This window comes from Planifilum fimeticola (assembly GCF_003001905.1).
GTDB lineage: Bacteria > Bacillota > Bacilli > Thermoactinomycetales > DSM-44946 > Planifilum > Planifilum fimeticola.
Window position 1 is genome coordinate 1 of the sequence record NZ_PVNE01000038.1, and the last position, 19,640, is coordinate 19,640.

Here is a 19,640-nt window from a genome sequence, read left to right on the forward strand (position 1 = left end):
TGGGTTCGTCCTGAACATATAAAAACCTTCCTTCGGAATTGTTTTATTCCGAATTCAACAAAAAAGGCTGTTGACCCTTCTTTGTCAACAGCCTCGCGGGGGCTGAAAACCCCCGTCATTCCTGGTCGGGGCGGCCGGATTTGAACCGACGACCCCCTGGTCCCAAACCAGGTGCTCTACCAAGCTGAGCCACGCCCCGCAAGGAAATCTGTTTTTAACAATAAAAAATTGGTGCCGAAGGTGGGAGTCGAACCCACATGGTCGAAAGACCACACGATTTTGAGTCGTGCGCGTCTGCCAATTCCGCCACTTCGGCACGTCAGCTGTTGCATTTATTGAATTGCTCCGATGCATGGCGGGAAACCGTTCCCCCGTTGCGCACGCACCGGGAATGGTCCTCAACCGGACAATGCATAATATAACATGATCGGCTATGCGGTGTCAACACCCCGCTGACCAAAAAATTTTCCCTGTTTCCGGGCGGATCTAAGCGGTCCAAGATCCGGAAAAAGCCGACCAGGCGGCCATCCGACCTTGGCGTTTTCCTGCCTCCCAACGACGAATTTGTGCGATCCCGGATCCGCGTGGCAAAAGCCGGCGATCTGCCTTCCTTCGGGTACCGCCAGTGACGAACAGGGCCGTCTCTTTGATGAAATCATGGTACCATCGGACCCCTTTCGCGCAGAAACAGACGCTTTCATTTGCATTAACAGCCGTCTGCAGACGTCACAAGGGGCCGATTTTTTTAAGGATTGCGGATGCCCTGCGGACAGACGCATTGGAAAAAGTTCACGTCGTGCAGGTGGGGTCTCATCGCATAATTTATACAGAGGAAAGTTGAAAAAATCAGACATAGGTCGTCAAACAATCGTCAATTCTCACCCCTTAATCTCGTACTTATGTTGTATAGCCTATTCAAGGATAACATGGTAACATGTACCCGACGGTATTTTGGATACCCTTCGGTACTCTTGGTAGTGTTGTCGTTGTAACAAATCTTGTATCAAATTCATAATTAACCCTGTAAATGAAAACTCGATCTTTACATACAGCAGAACGGTTCAAGAAGGATTTTCCAAAGACAATGAAGAAGCTCAAGATTGATCGCTCGGCGCAGTGCGCCGCGAATCAAGGGGGATTTGGCAAATGAGATTGAGGGATGAACACCTTTGTACCCTGACGGACTTCCACATTCACGACGGTTTGGCGGTGGAGGAGCCCATCTATCTGGAACATCTTGAGAGGTGTCCCCGCTGCCGAGAAAAGATTCGTCGGCACCAATTGCAGACGAAGCAGAAACCGGTTCAACCGGTGAGCGGACAAGCCCGCCCGGTCACCGTCTCCATGAAGCCCGCGGACCCGAAATACTGGGCGCTGCCTCCGCGGAGCGAACGCAGAAGAAAGGCGAAAAAATGGGTTCTCGTCGGTTCGACCGCCGCTTCCCTGTTGTTGCTCCTGACGGGTTACTCCAACAACAACCAGGGATCGTCCAATTACACCAATCACGCCCAGGCGAATCCCATCGTCACTGAAAACGATCTGGAAGGCCTGAACAACGCGGAGCGGACCATTCTGATGACGGCGGCTCCGGGAATCCGCGCGACCGGTACGTTGCACATCCTGCAAACCGACAACCCCGATGAGAAGAAGCTGGTCATCGCCATTCGGGGATTGAAGCCGTCCTCCGATTACGTTTATCAGGTGTGGAAACACTCCGGTGACCGGGTGGAAGCCGTCGGGACCGTCGAGCCTTCCGAAGACGGCAAGGCCATGTTCGCCTCCCGGTTGTCCGATTACCGCTCCATCGATGGAATCACCATCACCAAGGAGAAACGCTACGAAAAACAGCCGATGGGACGCGATCTCCTGGTCGCCGGCCTGTCGCCGACTTGGGAAAAGAACTCGTTCCTCAACGGTCGCTATAAAACGGTGAAGAAGAAAAGCGAATCCGTCAGCCGTCAAGGGAAAACCCTTGCCAATCCGACCCGCGTTTCCCGGGCGACCGACGGCAAGGAAATTCGTTACTCCAATTCCCACGGAGCAAGCACCCTGAAAAAGTCCCGGAGCAGCAGCACCAAGCAGCAATGGAACCAGACGCCTTCCCATTCCAACCCGCAACAGCAAAAACCGAAGACGACCCAACCGAAGACCACCCAACCGACGAAAACCACTCCGGAACAAATTGACGGAGGCAGCCAAACCGCTCCGCCCAGCACCAACACCGACGGCAACAAGAGCGGAAGCTCTTCCGATAAAAAACTGCTGGATGTCGACCTGAATCTGGGTATTATCAAGGTGGGCATCAAGCTGTAATTCAAAAGCAGCAAAGCCCGTTGACATGGGATTTTGTCAACGGGCTTTATTTTTGCCAAAAAAAGAAGGGGGATTCATCCCCCCTCATTTCATCTGTTCAATCCTCCGATGGATTTTCTCCACCGGCAAAATCACCTGAGTAAACGTCCCCTCTCCCACAATGGCTTTGTCGTGTTCAGCGACCACTCGGCAAACCACCTTGTTGGGCTTCACTTCCGTCGCTTCGGCGATAAAGGTGACTTGCTTGCCGATCGGGGCGGGAGAGCGGTGCTCCACGGTGATGGAGCCGCCCACCCCTTCCTCCCCTTCCTCCAGGAAGGGAAGGATGACTTTTCTCCCCACCCACTCCATGTAATAGACCATCGTCACGGTGGACAAGACGGGATGAACCATTTCCCCGCCGAAGGCGGCGATCATATCCTCCGTCACCGTGATGCTCATCGTTTCCCGATGGCCTGGACGAAGTCCCGGTTTCACAGGGCGCTCCCCCTCAAATGCCGAAGGGGTTGAGGGGCTTGGAACCGACGTAGGAAAGAACGCTCTTTGTCTCGGTGTACAGGTCCAGCGACTCGATGGCCAGCTCCCGCCCGAACCCGGACTGTTTGTAACCCCCGAAGGGAAGGCCCGGGAAGGCGGAGAAGGGATTGTTGATCATGACCACGCCCGCCTTCAGCTGTCCCGCCACGCGGTGCGCCCGGCTGAAATCGCGGGTCCAGAGGGAGGCGGCCAATCCGTAGATGGTGTCGTTGGCCAAGCGGATCACTTCCCGCTCGTCGCTGAACTTCATCACCACCACCACCGGACCGAAAATCTCCTCCTGGGCCACGCGCATGTCGTTGGTCACATCGACGATGACCGTGGGCATATACCAATGTCCTTTTTCAAATTCGGCTCCTTCGGGCCGCTTCCCGCCGTAAAGCACTCGGGCCCCTTCCTTTTCCGCCAGGCGGACGTAGGAATCGATCACTTCCAGCTGCCCCGCGGAAATGACCGCCCCCACATGGGTGTCCGGGTTCATGGGGTCGCCCACCTTCAATTTTTTGGTCTTCTCCACAAACCGCTCCAGGAACTCATCATAAATCGATTCGTGGACGAACAGACGGGAACGGGCTTCGCAGGACTGCCCGGTGTTGTAGTAGATTCCGAAGAGGGAGCCGTCCACCGCCGCTTCCAGATCGGCATCCTCGAAGATGATGTTGGGCGATTTGCCGCCCAGCTCCAGGGTGACCCGCTTCAGCGTCTCGGAGGCCCTGGCCATGATGTCTTTCCCCGTCTTCGTTTCTCCGGTAAAGGCCACCTTGTCCACGCCGGGATGCTCCGTGAGATAGGCGCCCACATCGGCTCCGCTTCCGGTGATCACGTTGATCACCCCGGCGGGAACCCCCGCTTCGTGGCAGATGTCCGCCAGCGTAAGGGCCGTGATCGGCGTCAGGCTGGCCGGCTTCAGCACGATGGTGCACCCGGCGGCCAACGCCGGAGCCACTTTCCATGCCGCCATCATCAGCGGATAGTTCCAGGGCACGATCTGGGCGCAGACGCCGACCGGCTCCTTCACCGTATAGTGGAAAAATCCGTTGGGAACCGGCTTGGTGCTTCCCGACAAGGTGGTGACCGCACCGGCATACAGTTCAAAGTCCTCGATGGCCTGCATGATCTGTCCCCTGGCGGCGGAGAGGGCTTTGCCGCTGTTGACGACCTCCAGCTCCACCAGCTCGTTGAACCGCTCCCGCATGATCGCAGCCACCTTGTTCAGAATCTGGCCGCGGCGGGAAGCCGGCCAGCGGGCCCATTTGCTGTTTTCCAGAGCCTCGCGGGCGGCGGAAACGGCTTTGTCCACGTCCTCCCTCGTCGCCTTGGCCACCCGGGCGATCACCTCCCCGGTGGCCGGATCGTACGTATCAAAATACTCGCCGGAAGAACTGGGAACGTGTTCTCCGTTGATCAGCAGGTGATACTCCTCTTTCAGCAATGCGGGTTTTTCCTTCAGCATCCATCCATCCTCCTCATTTCCGGCTTCCAACTCAGGCCCCGTCGAAGTACGTCGCTAAAAACCTCCGATCATTTCCCCTCGGCCACATCGCCGATCATCATCGTCACCAGGGAGCCGGCAAATCCCATCAAATCCTTGGCCGCCGCCTTGCCTTCGGCCGAGGACATCGCCGCATCCAGGGCCCCGCGGTCTTCAAAATACACCTCGGCCAGGAGATAATAGGGCGCCTCCCCGCCCATCGGCGTCCCCACCAGGCGGGTCACCTCCAGCTTTTTCAGCCCCGGCATTTTTTCGGCCAAGGGAGCGTGCACATTCCAGTAATGATCGTCAAAGGCCTTTTTGTCTTCGGGATGGCGGTAGAGTGCAATCAACTTGACCATGGAGAAATCCCTCTTTCCTGTAGAATCACGCTTTGTCCGGTAAAACGTCCGGGTGAAGCCACGATTACCCTTTCATCCCCACCGGATTGCGACGGTCAATCACCCGGACGGCCTTCCCTTCGCTCCGGGGAATGGTCCGGGGCTCACGCAGGACGACCTCCGTCGTCACACCGAGCACGTCCTTCAGCCTGGAGCGCAGGCGGAAGGAGAGTTTTCCGCAGGATTCGTGTTCCAGGGAGAAGGACGGACCCAGATGGCGGACAAACTTCTCCGACACCTCCACCTCGAGAACCAGCTTGTCCATCGCCCCTTCCTTCGACACCACCAGCTGGTAGTGGGGCGCCACCTCGTCCACCCCCAAAATCACCTGCTCCACTTCCGAAGGGAAGACATTGACACCGCGGATTACCAGCATGTCGTCGATCCGCCCCTTGATGCGCGACATCCGGGCATGGGTTCGTCCGCAACGGCAGGGTTCCCTGTACAGGGCGGCGATATCCCCCGTGCGGTAGCGGATCACCGGGGTCGCTTCCTTGGTCAGGGAGGTGAAGACCAGCTCGCCGAACTCCCCTTCCGGCAGCGGCTCGCCCGTCTCGGGGTCGATCACCTCGGGCAGGAAATGGTCCTCGGCGATGTGCAGGCCGTCCTTCGCCTCCCGGCACTCGATGGAAACGCCGGGGCCGATCACTTCGGACAACCCGTAGATATCGACGGCGTCAATTCCCCAGATTTCCTCCAGGGTGTGCCGCATTTCCTCCGACCAGGACTCCGCTCCGAAAATTCCGTATTTCAGCGACGTGTCCCGGGGGTTTCCACCCGCTTCCATCATCGCCTCCGCCAGGCTCAAGACGAAGGAGGGTGTCCCGCAAATTCCCCGGGGACGAAAATCCTGAATCAAGGTAACCTGCCGCGAGCGGTTGCCTCCGGATACGGGAACCACCGTCATTCCCAACCGCTCGCCGCCGTAATGCAGACCCAACCCTCCGGTAAACAGGCCGTAACCGTAGGCGTTGTGAAGCACTTCCCCGGCCTGCCCGCCGGAGGCGACAATGGCCCGTGCGCAGACGTCCGCCCAATGCTCGATGTCTTTGCGGGTATACCCCACCACTGTCGGCTTCCCTTTGGTGCCGGACGAAGCGTGGATGCGGATCACATCCTTCAGGTCGACGGCGAAGAGACCGAAGGGGTACTGCTCCCGGAGGTCCGTCTTCCGGGTGAAGGGCAGGCGGTGCAGATCCTCCACTCCCCGTATATCCTCCGGGGAGATCCCCGCTTCGTCAAACCTTTGGCGGTAGAAGGGCACCCGGTGGTATACCCTTTCCACCATTTTTTTGAGCCTCTCAGACTGCAGCTTTCGAAGATCCTGTCGACCCATCGATTCCAATTCCGGTTGAAACACTGACCATCCTCCCTTTCGGCGCTCCCTCCCACTCCTCCATTTTTTCATATGGCGTCTATACGGGTTTCATTCCTTCAAAGGGCTGGCGGCAACGCCTGCAATAGAAAATCGAACGGCACGCCGTCGGTCCGAAGAGGTTTTGGATTTCTCCCCCTTCGGCACCACAGTAGGGACAAGGCGGAACGATGTCCATGGGATTGTCCCCCGCAGGGCGGGGCGGGGCGATCCCGAAGGAGGCCAGACGCTTTCTCCCTTCCTCTGTGATTCGCTCCGAAGTCCAGGGGGGATGATACACGAACTTGACCTCCACATCGGCCACGCCTTCCACCCGGAGGAGACGCTTCCGCACGTCCCGGCGGATGATGTCCAACGCGGGGCACCCGACAAAGGTGGGCAAAATCTCCACTGTCACCCGCTTCCCCTCGACCTGCAGGCGATGAATCATCCCCAGGTCCACCAGACTGATCGTTGGAATCTCCGGATCTTTCACCTCTTGCAAAGCCTGCCACAGGGCATCCCTGTTGTCGCTCATGCGGATCACCTCCTCCCGGACATCCCTCCAGCCCCGATCACCACTTGGCGGCCGGATCCAACCGGAACACCTCCGTCATCGAATCCAGCAAACGTTCCAGATCGGAGGTGTGCTCCCCCTTTCGCCCGTCAATTTCGGGCACAGCCGGAGAGCCCGGCCAAGGAATCTTCGCCTCCTCGAAGGCGGGGCGCACCTGATCCTCCCACCGCCTCTTGAGCTCGGCGGCTCCAATGGGGATGATGCCGAATTCCAACAGCCGGCTCTCCGCATCGCCCAGCGAAAAGAGCCCGCCGATCTCCGTCCACAGATCCCGGACCGCGCGGCGCATGCGTTCCGTCGCTTCTCCTCCGGCCGATCCCAACCGGGTGAACCACAGGCGCATGTGAAGGAGATGATAGTGTTCCTCCCGCCGGATCTTGGTCACCCCATGGGCCAGCGGGACATATCCGGAGGTCGAAAGCGCTTCCAATCGGATCTGATCGAACACATCGTAAAAAAAGTGGCGGGCGATCGTATAGGCCCAGTCTCCGTTGGGACGTTCCAGCACGACCGCGTTGCGGCGCCGATCGGCTCCCCGATCGAAGGCGAGCCGGTCCGAATCGGTTTCCCCCAGTTCGTGGAGCCGCTCGAAGTAGTAAACGGAATGTCCCACCTCGTCCTGGGCGATGGAGCTGAACGCCACATCCTCCTCGATATCCGGGGCCAATCCCAACCATTCGGAATCGCGGTGCCCCATGACGAGTTCATCGTCCGCCAGCTGGAACAACAGCTCGGTCAACGCTTCCCGATACCCACTGATTTTTGCCGCTTCAGCCGCCGACTCCACGCGCATCGGCCTCACCCCGCTCCCACAAATTCATCTCGACGACCGGTAATCAATACCCGCCGGGGGAGGTGCGGCCCCAACCCGGCCGGGGCATACCCTCCCCTTCCCTTTCAGCGGCTCAGGAACGGCTCCGCCGGGACCGTCTTGCATCCTCCCCGTCCGTTACGAGGAGGGCCTTTCTCCTCTCCGCTTCCTTTTCCGCAAAGTAGCGGTTCATCTCGTCGAAATTCGGATGTTCCTCCTTGAACATCTTCCACAGCCGCCCGTTCTCCGAATAACCGGAAACCTCCCGGTATCGGCGGTCCAGCTCCCGGGCGAAATAATCCCCTTCAGAGGGCGCGGCGTAGATGGACTCCCGGGGAACCACCCACAGGTTGACCGCCGGGTCGCGGCGCAGGAAATTCTCCCGGGCCGTGATCAGCGCCACATCCGGGGAAGGAGCAACTACGCTGCCCACATGCTGGTGATGGTCCAACGCCGTCTTTTGGACGAACACCTCGTAAACGCCGAATTCCAATTTTTCTTCCCGATCCTCCATGGCTGCGCCCCCCTTCCCTGTTCAAACCGCGGCGGACGTCCGGGCCGAACGGAGCATCGCCTCGCGCACCCACCGCTGCCCCTCGTGGGCCTGCCTGCGCAACTGGATCCGTTCCTGGGATTTGGGACCGCAGTTCTTGCGCACGATGCGTGAAAACTTCTCCCAATCCGGCGGCGTGTAGACCCACTGTTTCTTCTCTTCATCGTAGTGAAGCTCCGGATCCGGCACCTTGAGACCAACGGCGCGAATCTGCGGGATGTACTTGTCGAGAAACTGCTGGCGCAACTCTTCGTTGGTCTTGACCCGTATCCGGTACTCAAGCATCCGGCGGGCGGCGTCGGTCACCTGCGGCGGGCCGAAGAAGAACAGCAGGGAATCCCACCAGCGGTTCAGGGCATCCTGCAGCATGTCCCGTTGCTTTTGCGTGCCCATCGCCATGGCCAGGATGATGTTCTCCCCGTGCTGCATGTGGAAGCTCTCCTCGGCGCAGATCCGCTTCAACACCCGGGCGTAGGGGGCGTAGGAGGTATCCAGCAGGGACACCTGGTTGATGATCGCCGCCCCGTCCACCAGCCAGCCGATCAGGCCGGCGTCCGCCCAGGTTTCCGCATCCATGTGGAACACATTGTGAAACTTGACCCGGCTGAGAAAGATATCCGTCACCAGATCCTCCCGGTTCTTGCCGAGGGGTGCGGCGAGATCCTCCACCACCCGGAGAAGCAGTTGGCCGTGTCCCATCTCGTCCTGCACCTTGGCCATCAGGCTCAACTTCCGCCGGAGATTGGGCGCTTTGGGAACCCACTGCTTCTCGGGGTACACCCCCATGACCTCGCTGATTCCGTGCATGTGGATCAGCTTGATGAGAAGCCGCCGGTATTCATCCGGCATCCAGTCCGTAGCTTCGATCTTCTCCCCGCGCCGAATCCGCTCCATGAACCGGGCATGACGTTCATCGAGACTCATCATTCTCCCTCCTTATGGACAGCGATGCCCGACAGAACGATCGCCGCGAAGCGATCGGCGATCTCCTCCGGGGTCAAGGGCCCCTCCGGCTGGTACCACTGGTACATCCAGTTGGCCGCCGAAAGGATCAACAGGCGGGCAAATTTGGGATCCTGTCCGTGAAACTCCCCTTTTTCGATGCCTTCGTCAATGATGCGGGCCCAAAGGGATTCGTACTCATCCCGTTTCCGTTGGATGATTTCCCTCCGCTCCTCCGACAGGGACTTCCACTCGTGAAAGAAGACCGTCGCGCCATCCAGGTTGTCCGCCACCACCCTCGCGTGGGCCGTCAACCCCCGCCTCAATTTCTCCCGCGGCGATCCCGGGCCCTCGACGATGGGGCGAAGGGACCCGAGAAAGGCTTCCGCTCCCCGGTCCGTAATCTCGAAGAGCAGATCCTCCTTCGAGTTGATATGGGCGTACAAACTGCCGGACAAAATGCCGCTGGCCTCGGAGATGTCGCGAATGGTCGTTCCGTGGTATCCCTTGGTGCTGAAGAAGCGCCGGGCAACATCCAAGATCTTTTCCTTCCTCTTGACTCGAGGCATTGCCAGGACTCCTTTGATAAAAAACAAGCGCTTGCTTGTTTTTAGAATATATCGATGATAATGATCTTGTCAACAAGAAATAACTGAGAAAATAAAGGGAAAATAGGGCCGAAGGCCCGTTTCCCTTTCGTTTTCTACGTCTTTTTCAGGAGGCGCCGCCTCCTGCGAAAGCGACGACTTCCCCTTCCCGGGCGGAACGATAAACCGCCTCCACCTTTCACCGGTCCGGAGCAAATTCCATCAAGGGCGTGCCGGCAGGCGAAGGTCGAACCGCATCAGCGGCAGCATGCGTCCCGGAATGGCCGTCGAAGGAACCTCCCCCACCCGTCTCGCTCCCATCGCCCGGTAAAAGGGCTCCGCATGGGAATCGCTGTGAATGAGAATCCCATCGGCTCCCCGGACTTCCGCCGTCCGGACCGCGTGAAGCCACAGGGCCCGCCCGTACCCCTTTCCGATATCGCCCGGTTCCACAAACAGAAAGGACAGTTCCTTCTCCGAACCCGCTCCGGACAGTTCGTAAAACCCCCGAATCCGGCCCCGATCCTCCAGGACAAACACCCTCCCCTCGGCGATATTTCCCGGGAAAACCGTCAAGGGGCCACGGCACCGCTCCATAAAGTCATCGTCGTATCCCCAATGCGCTTTCGACCGAAAAGCCAGGTCGCTGAGCTGCTTTGCCTCTTCCGGCCGGGCCGGCCGGATCCTCCCATCCATCTCGTCCCTCATCTTTTCATGCCACCTTTCACAAGGAATCCCGATATTCGAAGTAGAAATTTCCCTCGTTGTCGCCGTTTCAATCCTCCTGACATCTGAAAAGGGGTTTTGGGGGAATGGAACGAAGAGGATCATCATGAAAAAAATCAAGCTCAATCGCAACAAATTTCAAACCCGATGGAGGGATGAAGATGTCCGAGCAGAAAAACCGCCAAATCCGGCTTGCACGCCGTCCCAAGGGAATGCCGGATGAGTCCTGTTTTGAAATGACCGAAGAAGCGATTCCCCGACTCCGGGAAAAGGAGGTGCTGGTCCGGACGCTGTATCTGTCGGTCGATCCCTACATGCGCGGCCGCATGAACGAAGGAAAATCCTACGTTCCTCCCTTTCCCCTGGGCGAAGTGATCGTCGGCGGGGTCGTCGGAGAGGTGGTCGACTCCCGCCACCCCGACTTCGCCAAAGGGGATCTCGTGGTCGGCCAGCTCGGTTGGCAGGATTATTCCGTCGCTCCCGGCAAGCATCTGACCAAAATCGATCCCGATCTGGCGCCCATCACCACCGCCCTGGGCATTTTGGGCATGCCCGGCTTGACCGCCTATTTCGGCATGGTGGACATCGGCAAGCCGAAGTCCGGTGAAACGGTGGTGGTCTCCGGAGCCGCCGGAGCGGTGGGAAGCGCCGCGGGTCAGATCGCCAAGCTTCACGGCTGCCGCGTGGTCGGCATCGCCGGATCGGAGGAAAAGATCCGGTATATCACGGAGGAACTGGGCTTCGACGCGGCGATCAATTACAAAACCGTCCCCGACATAAGAAAGGCCCTCTCACAAGCCTGTCCGAAGGGGGTGGACATCTACTTTGACAACGTCGGCGGAGACATCACCGACGCCGTCTTGACCAAGATCAATTATCAGGCCCGCATCGTCCTGTGCGGCCAAATCGCCCTGTACAACCTGGAAAAACCGGATGTGGGGCCGCGGAACTTCACCCGATTGCTGATCAACAGCGCGATGATGAAGGGATTCATCGTCTCCGACTACGCCGACCGGTTCCCGGAGGGGATGAAGCGGCTTACCGAGTGGGTGTCCCAGGGGAAGCTGAAATACCGGGAAACCATCATCGAAGGTCTGGAAAACACGCCCCGTGCCTTCCTCGGGCTGTTTCGGGGCGAAAACATCGGCAAACAGCTGGTCAAGGTGGCCGACCCACAGGTGTGACATCCCGAAGTCAGGCGAGGGACGAAAGCTCCCTCGCCCTTTTCACTCCGGCATCGGCAGGCAGAAACGGAGATGAGAACCGCTTTGACTGAAAAGAAACCGGTGGTCGTGCTGGGACTGGTAACGGCGCTCTGCATCCTGGGCGATTCCATGCTGTATATCGTGCTGCCCATCTACTGGCGGGAAGGGGGTATCGCTTCCCTTTGGGAAGTGGGGCTGATCCTGTCCGTCAACCGGTGGATCCGCCTGCCGATTCATCCGCTGGTCGGGCGAATGTATCGGAAAATCTCCCTTCGCGCGGGGATCTTCCTCGCCGTCGCCCTGGGCAGTCTGACTACCGTCGGATACGGCTTCGCCGACGGTCTACCGGCCTGGCTGCTCCTCCGCTCGCTCTGGGGGGTGGCATGGTCGCTTTTGCGGATCGGCGGATACTATGCGATCATCCGCGCCGCAAACGGGAAGAACCGGGGAGAAATGACAGGGACCTACAACGGTTTGTACCGTTTGGGAAGCCTCATCGGGATGGCGGCGGGCGGCCTGTTGGGCCCCTGGATCGGCCTTCGGAACACGTCGCTGCTCTTTGGAGGCCTGTCCCTGATCGGAATCCTCCTGCTCCTTTCTTTCCCCTCCGAAACGATTTCCGGAGGGGAGGCAGAAACAAAAAAAGAAAAACCGGCCCGCCATCCGCTCGGGTGGGGAACGGTTTTTCCCGTATTGTTCAGCGTTTTTTGGGTGGCCTTGGTCTTTCAGGGGATTCTCCCCTCCACGCTGAGCGCCTTCATTCTCCGCTTCGGCGAAACGGTGACGCTTATGGGCTTCACCCTGGCCGCCACCGCCTGGTCCGGAATCCTTCAGGGCGCGCGATGGGTGTGGGAACCGTTCCTGGCGGGGCGGATCGGTCGCTGGTCGGACGGCACGGCGGGCAGGATCCCTTTGTTTGTGGCCTCGCTCATCCTTTCCGCCGCGGGGTTGTCGGTGATGTTGATCTTCTCGGCGTTTCCGCTGTGGACGGCGGCAACCCTTTTGGTTCTGCTGACCGGAACTTCCCTCACCACCCTCTCCGACTCCCTCGCCGCGGATGAAGCGGTCCGCACCCGCAACGATTCCCTGTTGCCCCTGACCGCTTTGGCCCAGGATCTGGGAGCGGCGGCCGGGCCGGCCCTGGCCTATCTGCTGCTGGAATCCGGGGCGGATCTTTGGCGGGTTTACGCGATAGCGGCCGCAGGCTTCGCCGTCATGGCCTGGTTCTGGCACCGGAATCAATCCAGCGGGCGGGCGGAGAAAAAGGAGAGGGCCGGCGGGGCGGATTCCGCATTCTCCGCCGGTGTCGTCCGCGTCAACAAAACCATTCGGCGTGAGGAGAGAAAAAAGTGAAAGGAATCTGGAAAATCGAAAGCTGCACCCGCAAGGGGACGGGCGATTGGAACGAAGACGGGCTGATCCTCCATCAACCCGCCCATCGATACGGAGTGGTGGACGGGGCGACCGGAATCGAACCCGCGCGCGATCCCCTCGGACGGAGTCCCGGCCGGATCGCCATGGAAACGGTGGTGAGCACATTCCTTGGGCAGGAGGATTCCGATTCCCTCCGCTTTCTCACCCTGGAAGCCAACCGGAGGCTCCGGACCCTCATGCAATCGTACGGGGTGGATGTATCCGATCCGTCCCGCTGCTGGAGCGCGGCCCACGCCGTGGTTCAAATCCGGGAGGATCGTCTGGAATGGGTGCAAAGCGGCGACTGTAAGATCTATGCCGCAAGCCGCAACGGCGAGGTCCTGTCGCTTGCCGAGGACCGGGTCAAACCCCTGGACGATCGGGTTCTTTCCCGGTGGGTGGAGGAATTCGAAGGGAGCCGACCGGATGGAGCCCTCCCGGAACCGATCCGGGAAGATCTGCGGAAAAACCGCGCACGGGGAAACAGGCCGGGGGGCTATCCCGTGATCAACGGGGATCCCGCCCTGGAGAAGTATTTGCAGTCAGGAACCCTATCCCTCAAAGGTCTCTCCTTCCTCCTGCTCGTCACGGACGGCATGGATCCCCGGCACAGAGATGAAGCGGAGTGGGTGCGAAGGATCGGACAAGAGGGGTTGGCGACGATGATGGATGAACTCTTACGGGAAGAACGGCAGGATGACACCTGCGCACGGATGCCCCGGTTCAAGGTCTCCGACGACAAAGCGGGGATTCTGATCCGATTTGAATGAAAAGGGGCGGGCGCTGTCCAAACCGGGGGAGAAGGGACATCCCTTTCTCCCCCGGCTTTTTTGATCTCTCTTCCCTTGAGACATTCGCGGGGGTGGAGAGACGGCCATATCCCATTTCCTTTATTAGACTTAAATTAGATTTCATCACCCGAAACGCGTTATGCCTGTTGTAATAATAATGAAATTCACTTTATAATTATAAACGAAAGGAGTGAATAAAATGCCAAAAAAGCAGATGTTCACCGCATCGGAGATTCAAAAGTTTTGCTACTGCCAGGAACAATTTCGTCTGGAAAAGCTGGAGGAACAAGGAAAACTGCATTGGCCGCAAGAGCCGGACACGCACCGGTTGGAAGAGGGAATTGAATACCACAAGCATTTCCGGCAAAGGGAGGTGACCGTGCCGAAGAGCCAAGTCCTGCTGATCGGTTTGGGGGTCGTTTTCGGTTTGCTGTGCCTGGCGTTGATGATCCACTAGGAGGGATGAGGATGGAACTGATCCTTGCGCTTTTGTTGATCGCCGTCCTGATCGGATATTGGGTCAAAAAGGGAAGAAAACGGAAACCGAAGGGAAAGCTGCTTTACTCCGACATGAACGGAACCCGCCGCACCTGGGTGGACCCGGAATGGGGAATCAAGGGGAAGCCGGACGAGGTTTGGGAAAACGACGGCCGCTTGCATATCGTCGAGATCAAATCGGGGGCTCCGAAGAAAAACACCGCCTATCGCGGTCACGTCATGCAATTGGCCGCCTATATGCGGCTTGCCGAGGTTCGATTCGGCAAACCCGTCGAAAGCGGGGAAATCCGTTATTCCGACGGGAAAACCTTCCGCTATCATTGGGATGATCAAATGAAAAGGGAGCTCCTCGCCGTGTTGCAACAGATGAGACAAGTGGAAGAAACGGGAGAAACCTTCGTATCCGCGACGGCAAACCAATGCAGGCGCTGCCTTTACAACCCCGTTTGCGAAAAGAAGAGGTACGCATGAAAAGGGTGACGGAACGCCAAAAGCTTCAGCGGCAGCGCCGTTTCGGGCAGGTTTGGCACAGCTGCCCGTCCCCGATTTCACAATAGAGACAGCAGGTTTTGCGGATCCGCACCGGCTGGTCGCATCCGGGAAGGCAACACTTCTCGCAGAAGAACCGCTTGAGCGGATTTTTTCGTTCTCCGAAAAGCGAGGGATGGGCGCTTAGCAGGAAGTGAAAATCCTCGGCGATACGACTCCTCTTATCCTCCCCGACTTTCCCCGGCATGTAGGCTTCGTACATCCAGTAGAAGTAGATCGACGCATTCTCCCAGAGAACGGTTGGCGACAGGCCGGAGACCCGGGAAACCGTCCGGATCACTTTCGCGAGATGATTCCGGAACACCGCCTCGACAAGTCCTTCCCGCCAGGTGGCACGGTCGCTTCCTTCGGGAGAGGAGACCTCCCGGTCCTTCAGGTGCAATCGGGCCCGCCAGGCGCCATCTCCGGGAAAAGTGACTTCCAACAGGCAGTTGTCCGCTTCTACCTTGAGCCCCTTATCCAACAGGGTCATCGCATACAAGGTCGGCATCAACAGGCAGTAACTGTATTGTTTGAGGAGCAGGGAAGCGGTGACGTACAGGGAAGGGGACCCCAGCCGGTCCGTCAAATCGCGAAGCAAGTATGCAGCCTGATCCCCGTCCATCAACACGCGGGGATCGATCCGGCCTGCGTCGGGTTGAAGCCGGACCGCCAGGTTACAATCCTTTTCGAGGCGGATCACGTCCTCCTCACTGAGTGTCGACAGCACGAAGGTTTTCATTTTCCACTCGTCTCCCTTTTCCGCATGGAATGCACAACGGTTTTCCGTAAACGGGATCCTTCATGACCAGGCATTCGATGCCGAACACCTTTTTCACCAGTTCCGGGGTAATGATCGAATCCGGTTTTCCGTGGGCAAACACCGTCTTGTCGTGCACCACCACCATGTTGTCCGCATACCGGGCGGAAAGATTCAAATCGTGAAGCACCATGATGATGGTCCTTCCCTCGTTCCGATTCAGTTCGTAAAGCAGATCCAGGATATCGAGCTGGTGGGACAAATCCAGATAAGTGGTCGGTTCGTCCAGCAAAATCGTATCGGTCTCCTGGGCGAGCACCATCGCGATCCACACCCGCTGCCGCTGTCCGCCGGAAAGGGAATCCACCGGTCGCTCCTCAAAACCTTCCAAGTTGGTGGTTTTCAGCGCCTTTTTCACGGCCCGCTCATCTTCGTTCGACCATTGCTGCATCCAGTTTTGATAGGGATACCGCCCCTGCTTCACCAACTGCAGCACCGTGAGGCCCTCGGGGCATTCCGGCGACTGGGGCAGAAGGGCCATTTCCCGGGCCACCGCCTTGGTGGACATGGTGGTAATCGCCTTCCCGTCGAGGATGACGGACCCCTCCCGGGGTTTCAAAAGCCGTGCCAAGGAACGGAGCAGGGTGGATTTTCCGCTGCCGTTTGAGCCGATCAGGACGCTGATCTTCCCTTTCGGGAAGCAGTGATCCAGATTCTCGATCACCACCTGATCCCCGTAGGCCAATGTGAGGGATTTCGTTTCCAGCGCATTCATCCCCGACACCCCTTCAATTTCGACTCCGAATCAACAGGTAGATGAAATAAGGTGCGCCGATCGCCGAGGTAAACACACCTGCGGGTACCTCCAGGGGAGAAAACGCCGTCCGTCCGATCCAATCCGCTCCCATGACCAACAGGCCGCCGATCAGCGCGGACACCGGAATCAGCGCCCCGTAAGAGGGTCCGACCAGTCTTCTCCCGATATGCGGCGCCATCAATCCGACAAAGCCGATTCCTCCGGCAAAGGCCACCGCTCCTCCCGCGAGGGCCGTGCTGAAGGCCAATAGGAGCAGCCGATCCCGCTGAACCCTGCTTCCCGCCCCCCTCGCGATCTCTTCCCCCAACTCCTGGATGTTCAGCTTTCGCGCGCCGATCCAGATGAAGGCGAGCATCAACAGCACCCAGGGAAGAAGGGTGGTGACGTGGTTCCAGTTGGAACCGTTCACACTTCCGGTCGTCCAAATGTGAACCTGTGTGGCCAAATAGATCGGCCCGAACAGGATCATGATGGTCGTCAGGGCTTGCATGGCGTGGGTCAAACCGATGCCGATCAGCACGAGCCGAAGGGGGGTCACCCCGCCTCTCCAGGCCAGCGCGTAGACGACCACCCCCACGAGAAAGGCGCCGATAAAGGCCGCCAGGGGCAGCCATTGGACGCTGACAGTCAGGGCATTCGCCCGGTCGCTGAAGGCGGTGTAAAAACTGACCACCGCAAAGGAAGCACCGCCGGTGATCCCCATCAGATCCGGCGACGCCAGCGGATTGCGAATGATCCCCTGCAGCACGGCGCCGGACACCGCCAGCGCCATCCCCGCCATCATGGCCAGGAGAATGCGGGGAAGCCGGAAGGAGCGGACCACCAACTCCTGCATCCCCTCCCCCGCGCCGAAGAGGGCTTTGACCACATCCACCGGAGGGATGGCCATATCCCCTGTGCCGAGACTGAGGACCGCCACACCGGCGATCAGGATCAAAAGGATCCCCAAAAGGGCGACCGCTTTTTTGTCCACCAGCAGGGAGACCCGTTTCAGGCGAAAGGGAAGATACCGGCTCATAACCGTCTCAGCCCCCTTCGCGCGATGTATATAAAGAAGGGTGTCCCGATCAAAGCGGTCATGACCCCCACCGGAACTTCATTGGGCATGATGACGTACCGTGCCCCGATATCGGCGAGAAGCAGCAAGATCGCTCCGAGCAGGGCGCTGTAGGGAATCACCCAGCGCTGATCCATCCCCACCAACCCCCTCGCGATGTGGGGGATCACCACTCCGATAAAACCCACGGGTCCGGCGACGGCGACGGACCCGCCCGCGAGCAGCGCGATGACAACGCCGGCGAGAATTTTGACGACGACGGTCCGCTGACCCAGGCTGACGGCCACATCTTCCCCCATCAACAGCACATTCATCTGCCCGGACAGCAAGAGCGCCCCCAGCCAACCGACGGCCAGATAGGGCAAGACCGCCAGGAGCACCTCCAGCTTTCTGCCCTCCACGGATCCCGCCAGCCAGAACAGCACCTCCTCCAGGGCCTTTTCGTTCAGAGCGAGCATCCCCTGGGTCAAGGAGGCGAACAGGAGCCACAGCGACGCGCCCGCCAGCGTCAGCTTCACGGGCGTCAAGCCGCCCTGCCCCGCGGCGCCCAGCAAATAGACGATGACCGTGGACAAAATCGCTCCGAAAAAGGCGAGCCAGGCAAATTGATGAATGGATGAAACGGAAAAGAAGGTGGCCGACAAGACGATGAAAAAGCCGGCGCCCGCGTTGATGCCGAAAATGTCCGGCGAAGCCAGCGGATTCCTCGTCAACCCCTGCAACAGGGCACCGGCGATCGCCAGGCTCACGCCGACCGCCGCCCCGATCAACGCCCGCGGAATGCGGTTTTCCAGCACGATGATGTGCTCCTTGGAACCGTTGAAATCGGTCAGCGACTGAAGCGCCGTCTTCCAGCCCACTTCGGTGTACCCGTACACCACACTGCAACACGCAAACAGGATGACCAGGACGATTCCAAGTACAATGCCCGCAATTTTTTGGTGCGTGGTTCTCATCAAAGCGCTCAAGGGATTCGAACCTTTCTGTGGATGAAGATCTCACCACCAGTCTATACGGGTTTGAAACAACTGTCAATGATAATCATTATCATTCCCTCGTTGACAAGTATCATCCATTCGGTTTATTCTATTCATCGTAAATGATATTCATTTTCAATTAACTCTCAGGAGGGCTACACATGATATTCGGGAAAGTTCGCTGGATTGCGGCATCCATCGCCCTGTTGCTGGCTTTGACCGCCTGCGGAACCAGTACGGATCCCGGGCAGAACGATACAAAGGATTCCTCCTCCTCTTCCCTCGTCGTCGAACACGCCATGGGGAAAACGGAAGTCCCCGAGGATCCCCAACGGGTCGTCATCCTCACCAACGAAGGGACGGAAGCCCTGCTCGCCTTGGGAATCAAACCGGTGGGCGCCGTGAAATCCTGGCTGGGCGACCCCTGGTATGATCATATCGCCGACCAGATGAAAGGCGTGAAAGTGGTCGGAACGGAGAGCGACATCAATCTGGAAGCCATCGCCGCCCTGAAACCGGATTTGATCATCGGCAACAAATTACGCCAGGAAAAGTGGTACGACCATCTCAGCCAAATCGCTCCCACCGTCTTTTCCGAAACCCTTCGCGGCGACTGGAAGATCAACTTTGAACTGTACGCCAAAGCGGTCAACCGGGAGGAAAAAGGAAAAGAACTGATGGCTTCGTTCGATCAGCGGATCGAAGAGATCCGTAAAAAGCTGGGGGACCAGGTGAACAAAGAGATCTCCGTCGTCCGCTTCATGCCCGGAAACGCGCGGATTTACTACAAGGATTCCTTCTCCGGTGTGATCCTGGAGCAAATCGGTTTTAAGCGACCGCCTTCCCACGACAAACAGGAATTTGCCGACGAGGTGACCAAGGAACGCATTCCCGACATGGAAGGGGACGTCCTTTTCTACTTCACCTATGAGACGGGAGACGGCGAAGCGGCGAAAACGGAAAAGGAATGGACCGGAGATTCCCTGTGGAAGAATCTGAAGGTCGTCAAAAGCGGGAACGCCCACAAGGTCAGCGATGCGATCTGGAACACCGCCGGCGGCATTCTCGCAGCCAACTTGATGTTGGACGACATCGAGAAGTTTTTCCTCGAGGGAAAGAAATAAGTGACCAGAAAAGAACGACCCGGATCGACCGGGTCGTGAGATTGATGACAAACCCCCTGGCTCTTTTCGCAAGAAAAGCGCCAGGGGTTGCATGTTTATGGGAAATAAACAGATAAAGGAAATTAGATTTGGTAAATTAGGCGGATCACAAAGCCTTTTCCTCTCTTCGAGAGGAGCAAGGCCATTTTTTTGATGTTT

21 protein-coding genes and 2 tRNA genes are annotated in these 19,640 nt (G+C 58.4%); 7 read left to right on the forward strand and 16 right to left on the reverse strand.

The window, feature by feature from the left end; genetic code table 11:
* Window positions 1-122 precede the first annotated feature (122 nt).
* Window positions 123-199 (reverse strand) — tRNA-Pro (locus CLV97_RS16460).
* Window positions 200-229: 30 nt separating this feature from the next.
* Window positions 230-316: transfer RNA gene (locus CLV97_RS16465), tRNA-Leu, on the reverse strand.
* Window positions 317-1,146: 830 nt separating this feature from the next.
* Here CLV97_RS16465 and CLV97_RS16470 point away from each other — a divergent pair.
* The gene (locus tag CLV97_RS16470) at window positions 1,147-2,313 is read left to right on the forward strand and encodes an anti-sigma factor domain-containing protein (protein ID WP_106346624.1); all 1,167 of its coding nucleotides are present in this window, start codon (window positions 1,147-1,149) and stop codon (window positions 2,311-2,313) included.
* An 84-nt stretch (window positions 2,314-2,397) separates the two neighbouring features.
* Here CLV97_RS16470 and CLV97_RS18280 read toward each other — a convergent pair whose 3' ends face one another.
* The 10 genes from CLV97_RS18280 to CLV97_RS16520 all read right to left on the reverse strand — a co-directional run bounded on the left by CLV97_RS18280 (window position 2,398) and on the right by CLV97_RS16520 (window position 10,254).
* Window positions 2,398-2,790, reverse strand: coding sequence for a thioesterase family protein (locus tag CLV97_RS18280; RefSeq protein ID WP_106346625.1), 393 nt, complete (start codon window positions 2,788-2,790; stop codon window positions 2,398-2,400).
* Window positions 2,791-2,803: 13 nt separating this feature from the next.
* A complete protein-coding gene (locus CLV97_RS16480; RefSeq protein ID WP_106346643.1) occupies window positions 2,804-4,303 on the reverse strand; it encodes an aldehyde dehydrogenase family protein in 1,500 nt (499 codons plus the stop codon).
* Between the two features lie 68 nt (window positions 4,304-4,371).
* On the reverse strand, window positions 4,372-4,683 hold the full coding sequence (locus CLV97_RS16485; RefSeq protein ID WP_106346626.1) for an EthD family reductase: 312 nt from the start codon (window positions 4,681-4,683) through the stop codon (window positions 4,372-4,374).
* Window positions 4,684-4,747: 64 nt separating this feature from the next.
* Window positions 4,748-6,082 (reverse strand): phenylacetate--CoA ligase family protein, encoded by a 1,335-nt coding sequence (locus tag CLV97_RS16490; RefSeq protein ID WP_245891678.1) that lies wholly within the window; start codon window positions 6,080-6,082, stop codon window positions 4,748-4,750.
* Between the two features lie 55 nt (window positions 6,083-6,137).
* Entirely contained in the window at window positions 6,138-6,614 is a 477-nt protein-coding gene (gene paaD, locus CLV97_RS16495) for a 1,2-phenylacetyl-CoA epoxidase subunit PaaD (protein WP_106346628.1), read from the reverse strand.
* Between the two features lie 37 nt (window positions 6,615-6,651).
* On the reverse strand, window positions 6,652-7,446 hold the full coding sequence (gene paaC, locus CLV97_RS16500) for a 1,2-phenylacetyl-CoA epoxidase subunit PaaC (RefSeq protein WP_106346629.1): 795 nt from the start codon (window positions 7,444-7,446) through the stop codon (window positions 6,652-6,654).
* Between the two features lie 112 nt (window positions 7,447-7,558).
* Entirely contained in the window at window positions 7,559-7,978 is a 420-nt protein-coding gene (locus CLV97_RS16505; protein WP_106346630.1) for a phenylacetic acid degradation protein, read from the reverse strand.
* A gap of 21 nt (window positions 7,979-7,999) precedes the next feature.
* The gene (paaA, locus tag CLV97_RS16510; protein WP_106346631.1) at window positions 8,000-8,941 is read right to left on the reverse strand and encodes a 1,2-phenylacetyl-CoA epoxidase subunit PaaA; all 942 of its coding nucleotides are present in this window, start codon (window positions 8,939-8,941) and stop codon (window positions 8,000-8,002) included.
* Window positions 8,941-9,528: a TetR/AcrR family transcriptional regulator gene (locus tag CLV97_RS16515; protein ID WP_106346632.1), complete on the reverse strand. Its 588-nt coding sequence runs from the start codon at window positions 9,526-9,528 to the stop codon at window positions 8,941-8,943. Before CLV97_RS16515 ends, paaA begins: the two co-directional genes overlap by 1 nt.
* Before the next feature lie 240 nt (window positions 9,529-9,768).
* A complete protein-coding gene (locus CLV97_RS16520; RefSeq protein WP_106346633.1) occupies window positions 9,769-10,254 on the reverse strand; it encodes a GNAT family N-acetyltransferase in 486 nt (161 codons plus the stop codon).
* A gap of 179 nt (window positions 10,255-10,433) precedes the next feature.
* On the opposite strand from CLV97_RS16520, the gene CLV97_RS16525 reads away from it, so the two are divergent.
* The 5 genes from CLV97_RS16525 to CLV97_RS16545 all read left to right on the forward strand — a co-directional run bounded on the left by CLV97_RS16525 (window position 10,434) and on the right by CLV97_RS16545 (window position 14,650).
* Window positions 10,434-11,456 carry an NADP-dependent oxidoreductase gene (locus tag CLV97_RS16525; RefSeq protein ID WP_106346634.1) on the forward strand — a complete coding sequence of 341 codons (1,023 nt, stop codon included), beginning with the start codon at window positions 10,434-10,436 and terminating at the stop codon, window positions 11,454-11,456.
* Window positions 11,457-11,528: 72 nt separating this feature from the next.
* Complete coding sequence (locus CLV97_RS16530) at window positions 11,529-12,830, forward strand: MFS transporter (RefSeq protein WP_106346635.1); 1,302 nt, start codon at window positions 11,529-11,531, stop codon at window positions 12,828-12,830.
* On the forward strand, window positions 12,827-13,660 hold the full coding sequence (locus CLV97_RS16535) for a protein phosphatase 2C domain-containing protein (protein WP_106346636.1): 834 nt from the start codon (window positions 12,827-12,829) through the stop codon (window positions 13,658-13,660). Before CLV97_RS16530 ends, CLV97_RS16535 begins: the two co-directional genes overlap by 4 nt.
* A 220-nt stretch (window positions 13,661-13,880) precedes the next feature.
* Window positions 13,881-14,138, forward strand: a complete 258-nt coding sequence (locus CLV97_RS16540; RefSeq protein ID WP_106346637.1) for a hypothetical protein — start codon at window positions 13,881-13,883, stop codon at window positions 14,136-14,138.
* 11 nt (window positions 14,139-14,149) lie between these two features.
* A complete protein-coding gene (locus tag CLV97_RS16545; RefSeq protein WP_170070588.1) occupies window positions 14,150-14,650 on the forward strand; it encodes a CRISPR-associated protein Cas4 in 501 nt (166 codons plus the stop codon).
* 25 nt (window positions 14,651-14,675) lie between these two features.
* On the opposite strand, the gene CLV97_RS16550 is transcribed toward CLV97_RS16545, so the two are convergent.
* Genes CLV97_RS16550 through CLV97_RS16565 form a run of 4 tightly spaced genes read right to left on the reverse strand, consistent with a single transcriptional unit; the run spans window position 14,676 to window position 18,300 of the window.
* Window positions 14,676-15,449: an IucA/IucC family C-terminal-domain containing protein gene (locus CLV97_RS16550; protein WP_106346639.1), complete on the reverse strand. Its 774-nt coding sequence runs from the start codon at window positions 15,447-15,449 to the stop codon at window positions 14,676-14,678.
* Entirely contained in the window at window positions 15,418-16,242 is an 825-nt protein-coding gene (locus CLV97_RS16555) for an ABC transporter ATP-binding protein (RefSeq protein WP_106346640.1), read from the reverse strand. Before CLV97_RS16555 ends, CLV97_RS16550 begins: the two co-directional genes overlap by 32 nt.
* Window positions 16,243-16,255: 13 nt before the next feature.
* Entirely contained in the window at window positions 16,256-17,302 is a 1,047-nt protein-coding gene (locus CLV97_RS16560; RefSeq protein WP_106346641.1) for a FecCD family ABC transporter permease, read from the reverse strand.
* Window positions 17,299-18,300 (reverse strand): FecCD family ABC transporter permease, encoded by a 1,002-nt coding sequence (locus CLV97_RS16565; protein ID WP_245891679.1) that lies wholly within the window; start codon window positions 18,298-18,300, stop codon window positions 17,299-17,301. The genes CLV97_RS16560 and CLV97_RS16565 overlap by 4 nt, the downstream gene beginning before the upstream one ends.
* Window positions 18,301-18,479: 179 nt before the next feature.
* On the opposite strand from CLV97_RS16565, the gene CLV97_RS16570 reads away from it, so the two are divergent.
* A complete protein-coding gene (locus CLV97_RS16570) occupies window positions 18,480-19,442 on the forward strand; it encodes an ABC transporter substrate-binding protein (RefSeq protein WP_106346642.1) in 963 nt (320 codons plus the stop codon).
* Window positions 19,443-19,640: the final 198 nt, after the last annotated feature.

Excerpts from the sequence above, each read along its gene's own strand:
- CLV97_RS16470 (WP_106346624.1), top strand. The coding sequence starts at position 1,147 with ATGAGATTGAGGGATGAACACCTTTGTACCCTGACGGACTTCCACATT.
- CLV97_RS16480 (WP_106346643.1), bottom strand. The coding sequence starts at position 4,303 with ATGCTGAAGGAAAAACCCGCATTGCTGAAAGAGGAGTATCACCTGCTG.
- CLV97_RS16485 (WP_106346626.1), bottom strand. The coding sequence starts at position 4,683 with ATGGTCAAGTTGATTGCACTCTACCGCCATCCCGAAGACAAAAAGGCC.
- paaD (WP_106346628.1), bottom strand. The coding sequence starts at position 6,614 with ATGAGCGACAACAGGGATGCCCTGTGGCAGGCTTTGCAAGAGGTGAAA.
- paaC (WP_106346629.1), bottom strand. The coding sequence starts at position 7,446 with ATGCGCGTGGAGTCGGCGGCTGAAGCGGCAAAAATCAGTGGGTATCGG.
- CLV97_RS16505 (WP_106346630.1), bottom strand. The coding sequence starts at position 7,978 with ATGGAGGATCGGGAAGAAAAATTGGAATTCGGCGTTTACGAGGTGTTC.
- paaA (WP_106346631.1), bottom strand. The coding sequence starts at position 8,941 with ATGAGTCTCGATGAACGTCATGCCCGGTTCATGGAGCGGATTCGGCGC.
- CLV97_RS16515 (WP_106346632.1), bottom strand. The coding sequence starts at position 9,528 with ATGCCTCGAGTCAAGAGGAAGGAAAAGATCTTGGATGTTGCCCGGCGC.
- CLV97_RS16520 (WP_106346633.1), bottom strand. The coding sequence starts at position 10,254 with ATGAGGGACGAGATGGATGGGAGGATCCGGCCGGCCCGGCCGGAAGAG.
- CLV97_RS16525 (WP_106346634.1), top strand. The coding sequence starts at position 10,434 with ATGTCCGAGCAGAAAAACCGCCAAATCCGGCTTGCACGCCGTCCCAAG.
- CLV97_RS16530 (WP_106346635.1), top strand. The coding sequence starts at position 11,529 with ATGAGAACCGCTTTGACTGAAAAGAAACCGGTGGTCGTGCTGGGACTG.
- CLV97_RS16540 (WP_106346637.1), top strand. The coding sequence starts at position 13,881 with ATGCCAAAAAAGCAGATGTTCACCGCATCGGAGATTCAAAAGTTTTGC.
- CLV97_RS16545 (WP_170070588.1), top strand. The coding sequence starts at position 14,150 with ATGGAACTGATCCTTGCGCTTTTGTTGATCGCCGTCCTGATCGGATAT.
- CLV97_RS16550 (WP_106346639.1), bottom strand. The coding sequence starts at position 15,449 with ATGAAAACCTTCGTGCTGTCGACACTCAGTGAGGAGGACGTGATCCGC.
- CLV97_RS16555 (WP_106346640.1), bottom strand. The coding sequence starts at position 16,242 with ATGAATGCGCTGGAAACGAAATCCCTCACATTGGCCTACGGGGATCAG.
- CLV97_RS16560 (WP_106346641.1), bottom strand. The coding sequence starts at position 17,302 with ATGAGCCGGTATCTTCCCTTTCGCCTGAAACGGGTCTCCCTGCTGGTG.
- CLV97_RS16570 (WP_106346642.1), top strand. The coding sequence starts at position 18,480 with ATGATATTCGGGAAAGTTCGCTGGATTGCGGCATCCATCGCCCTGTTG.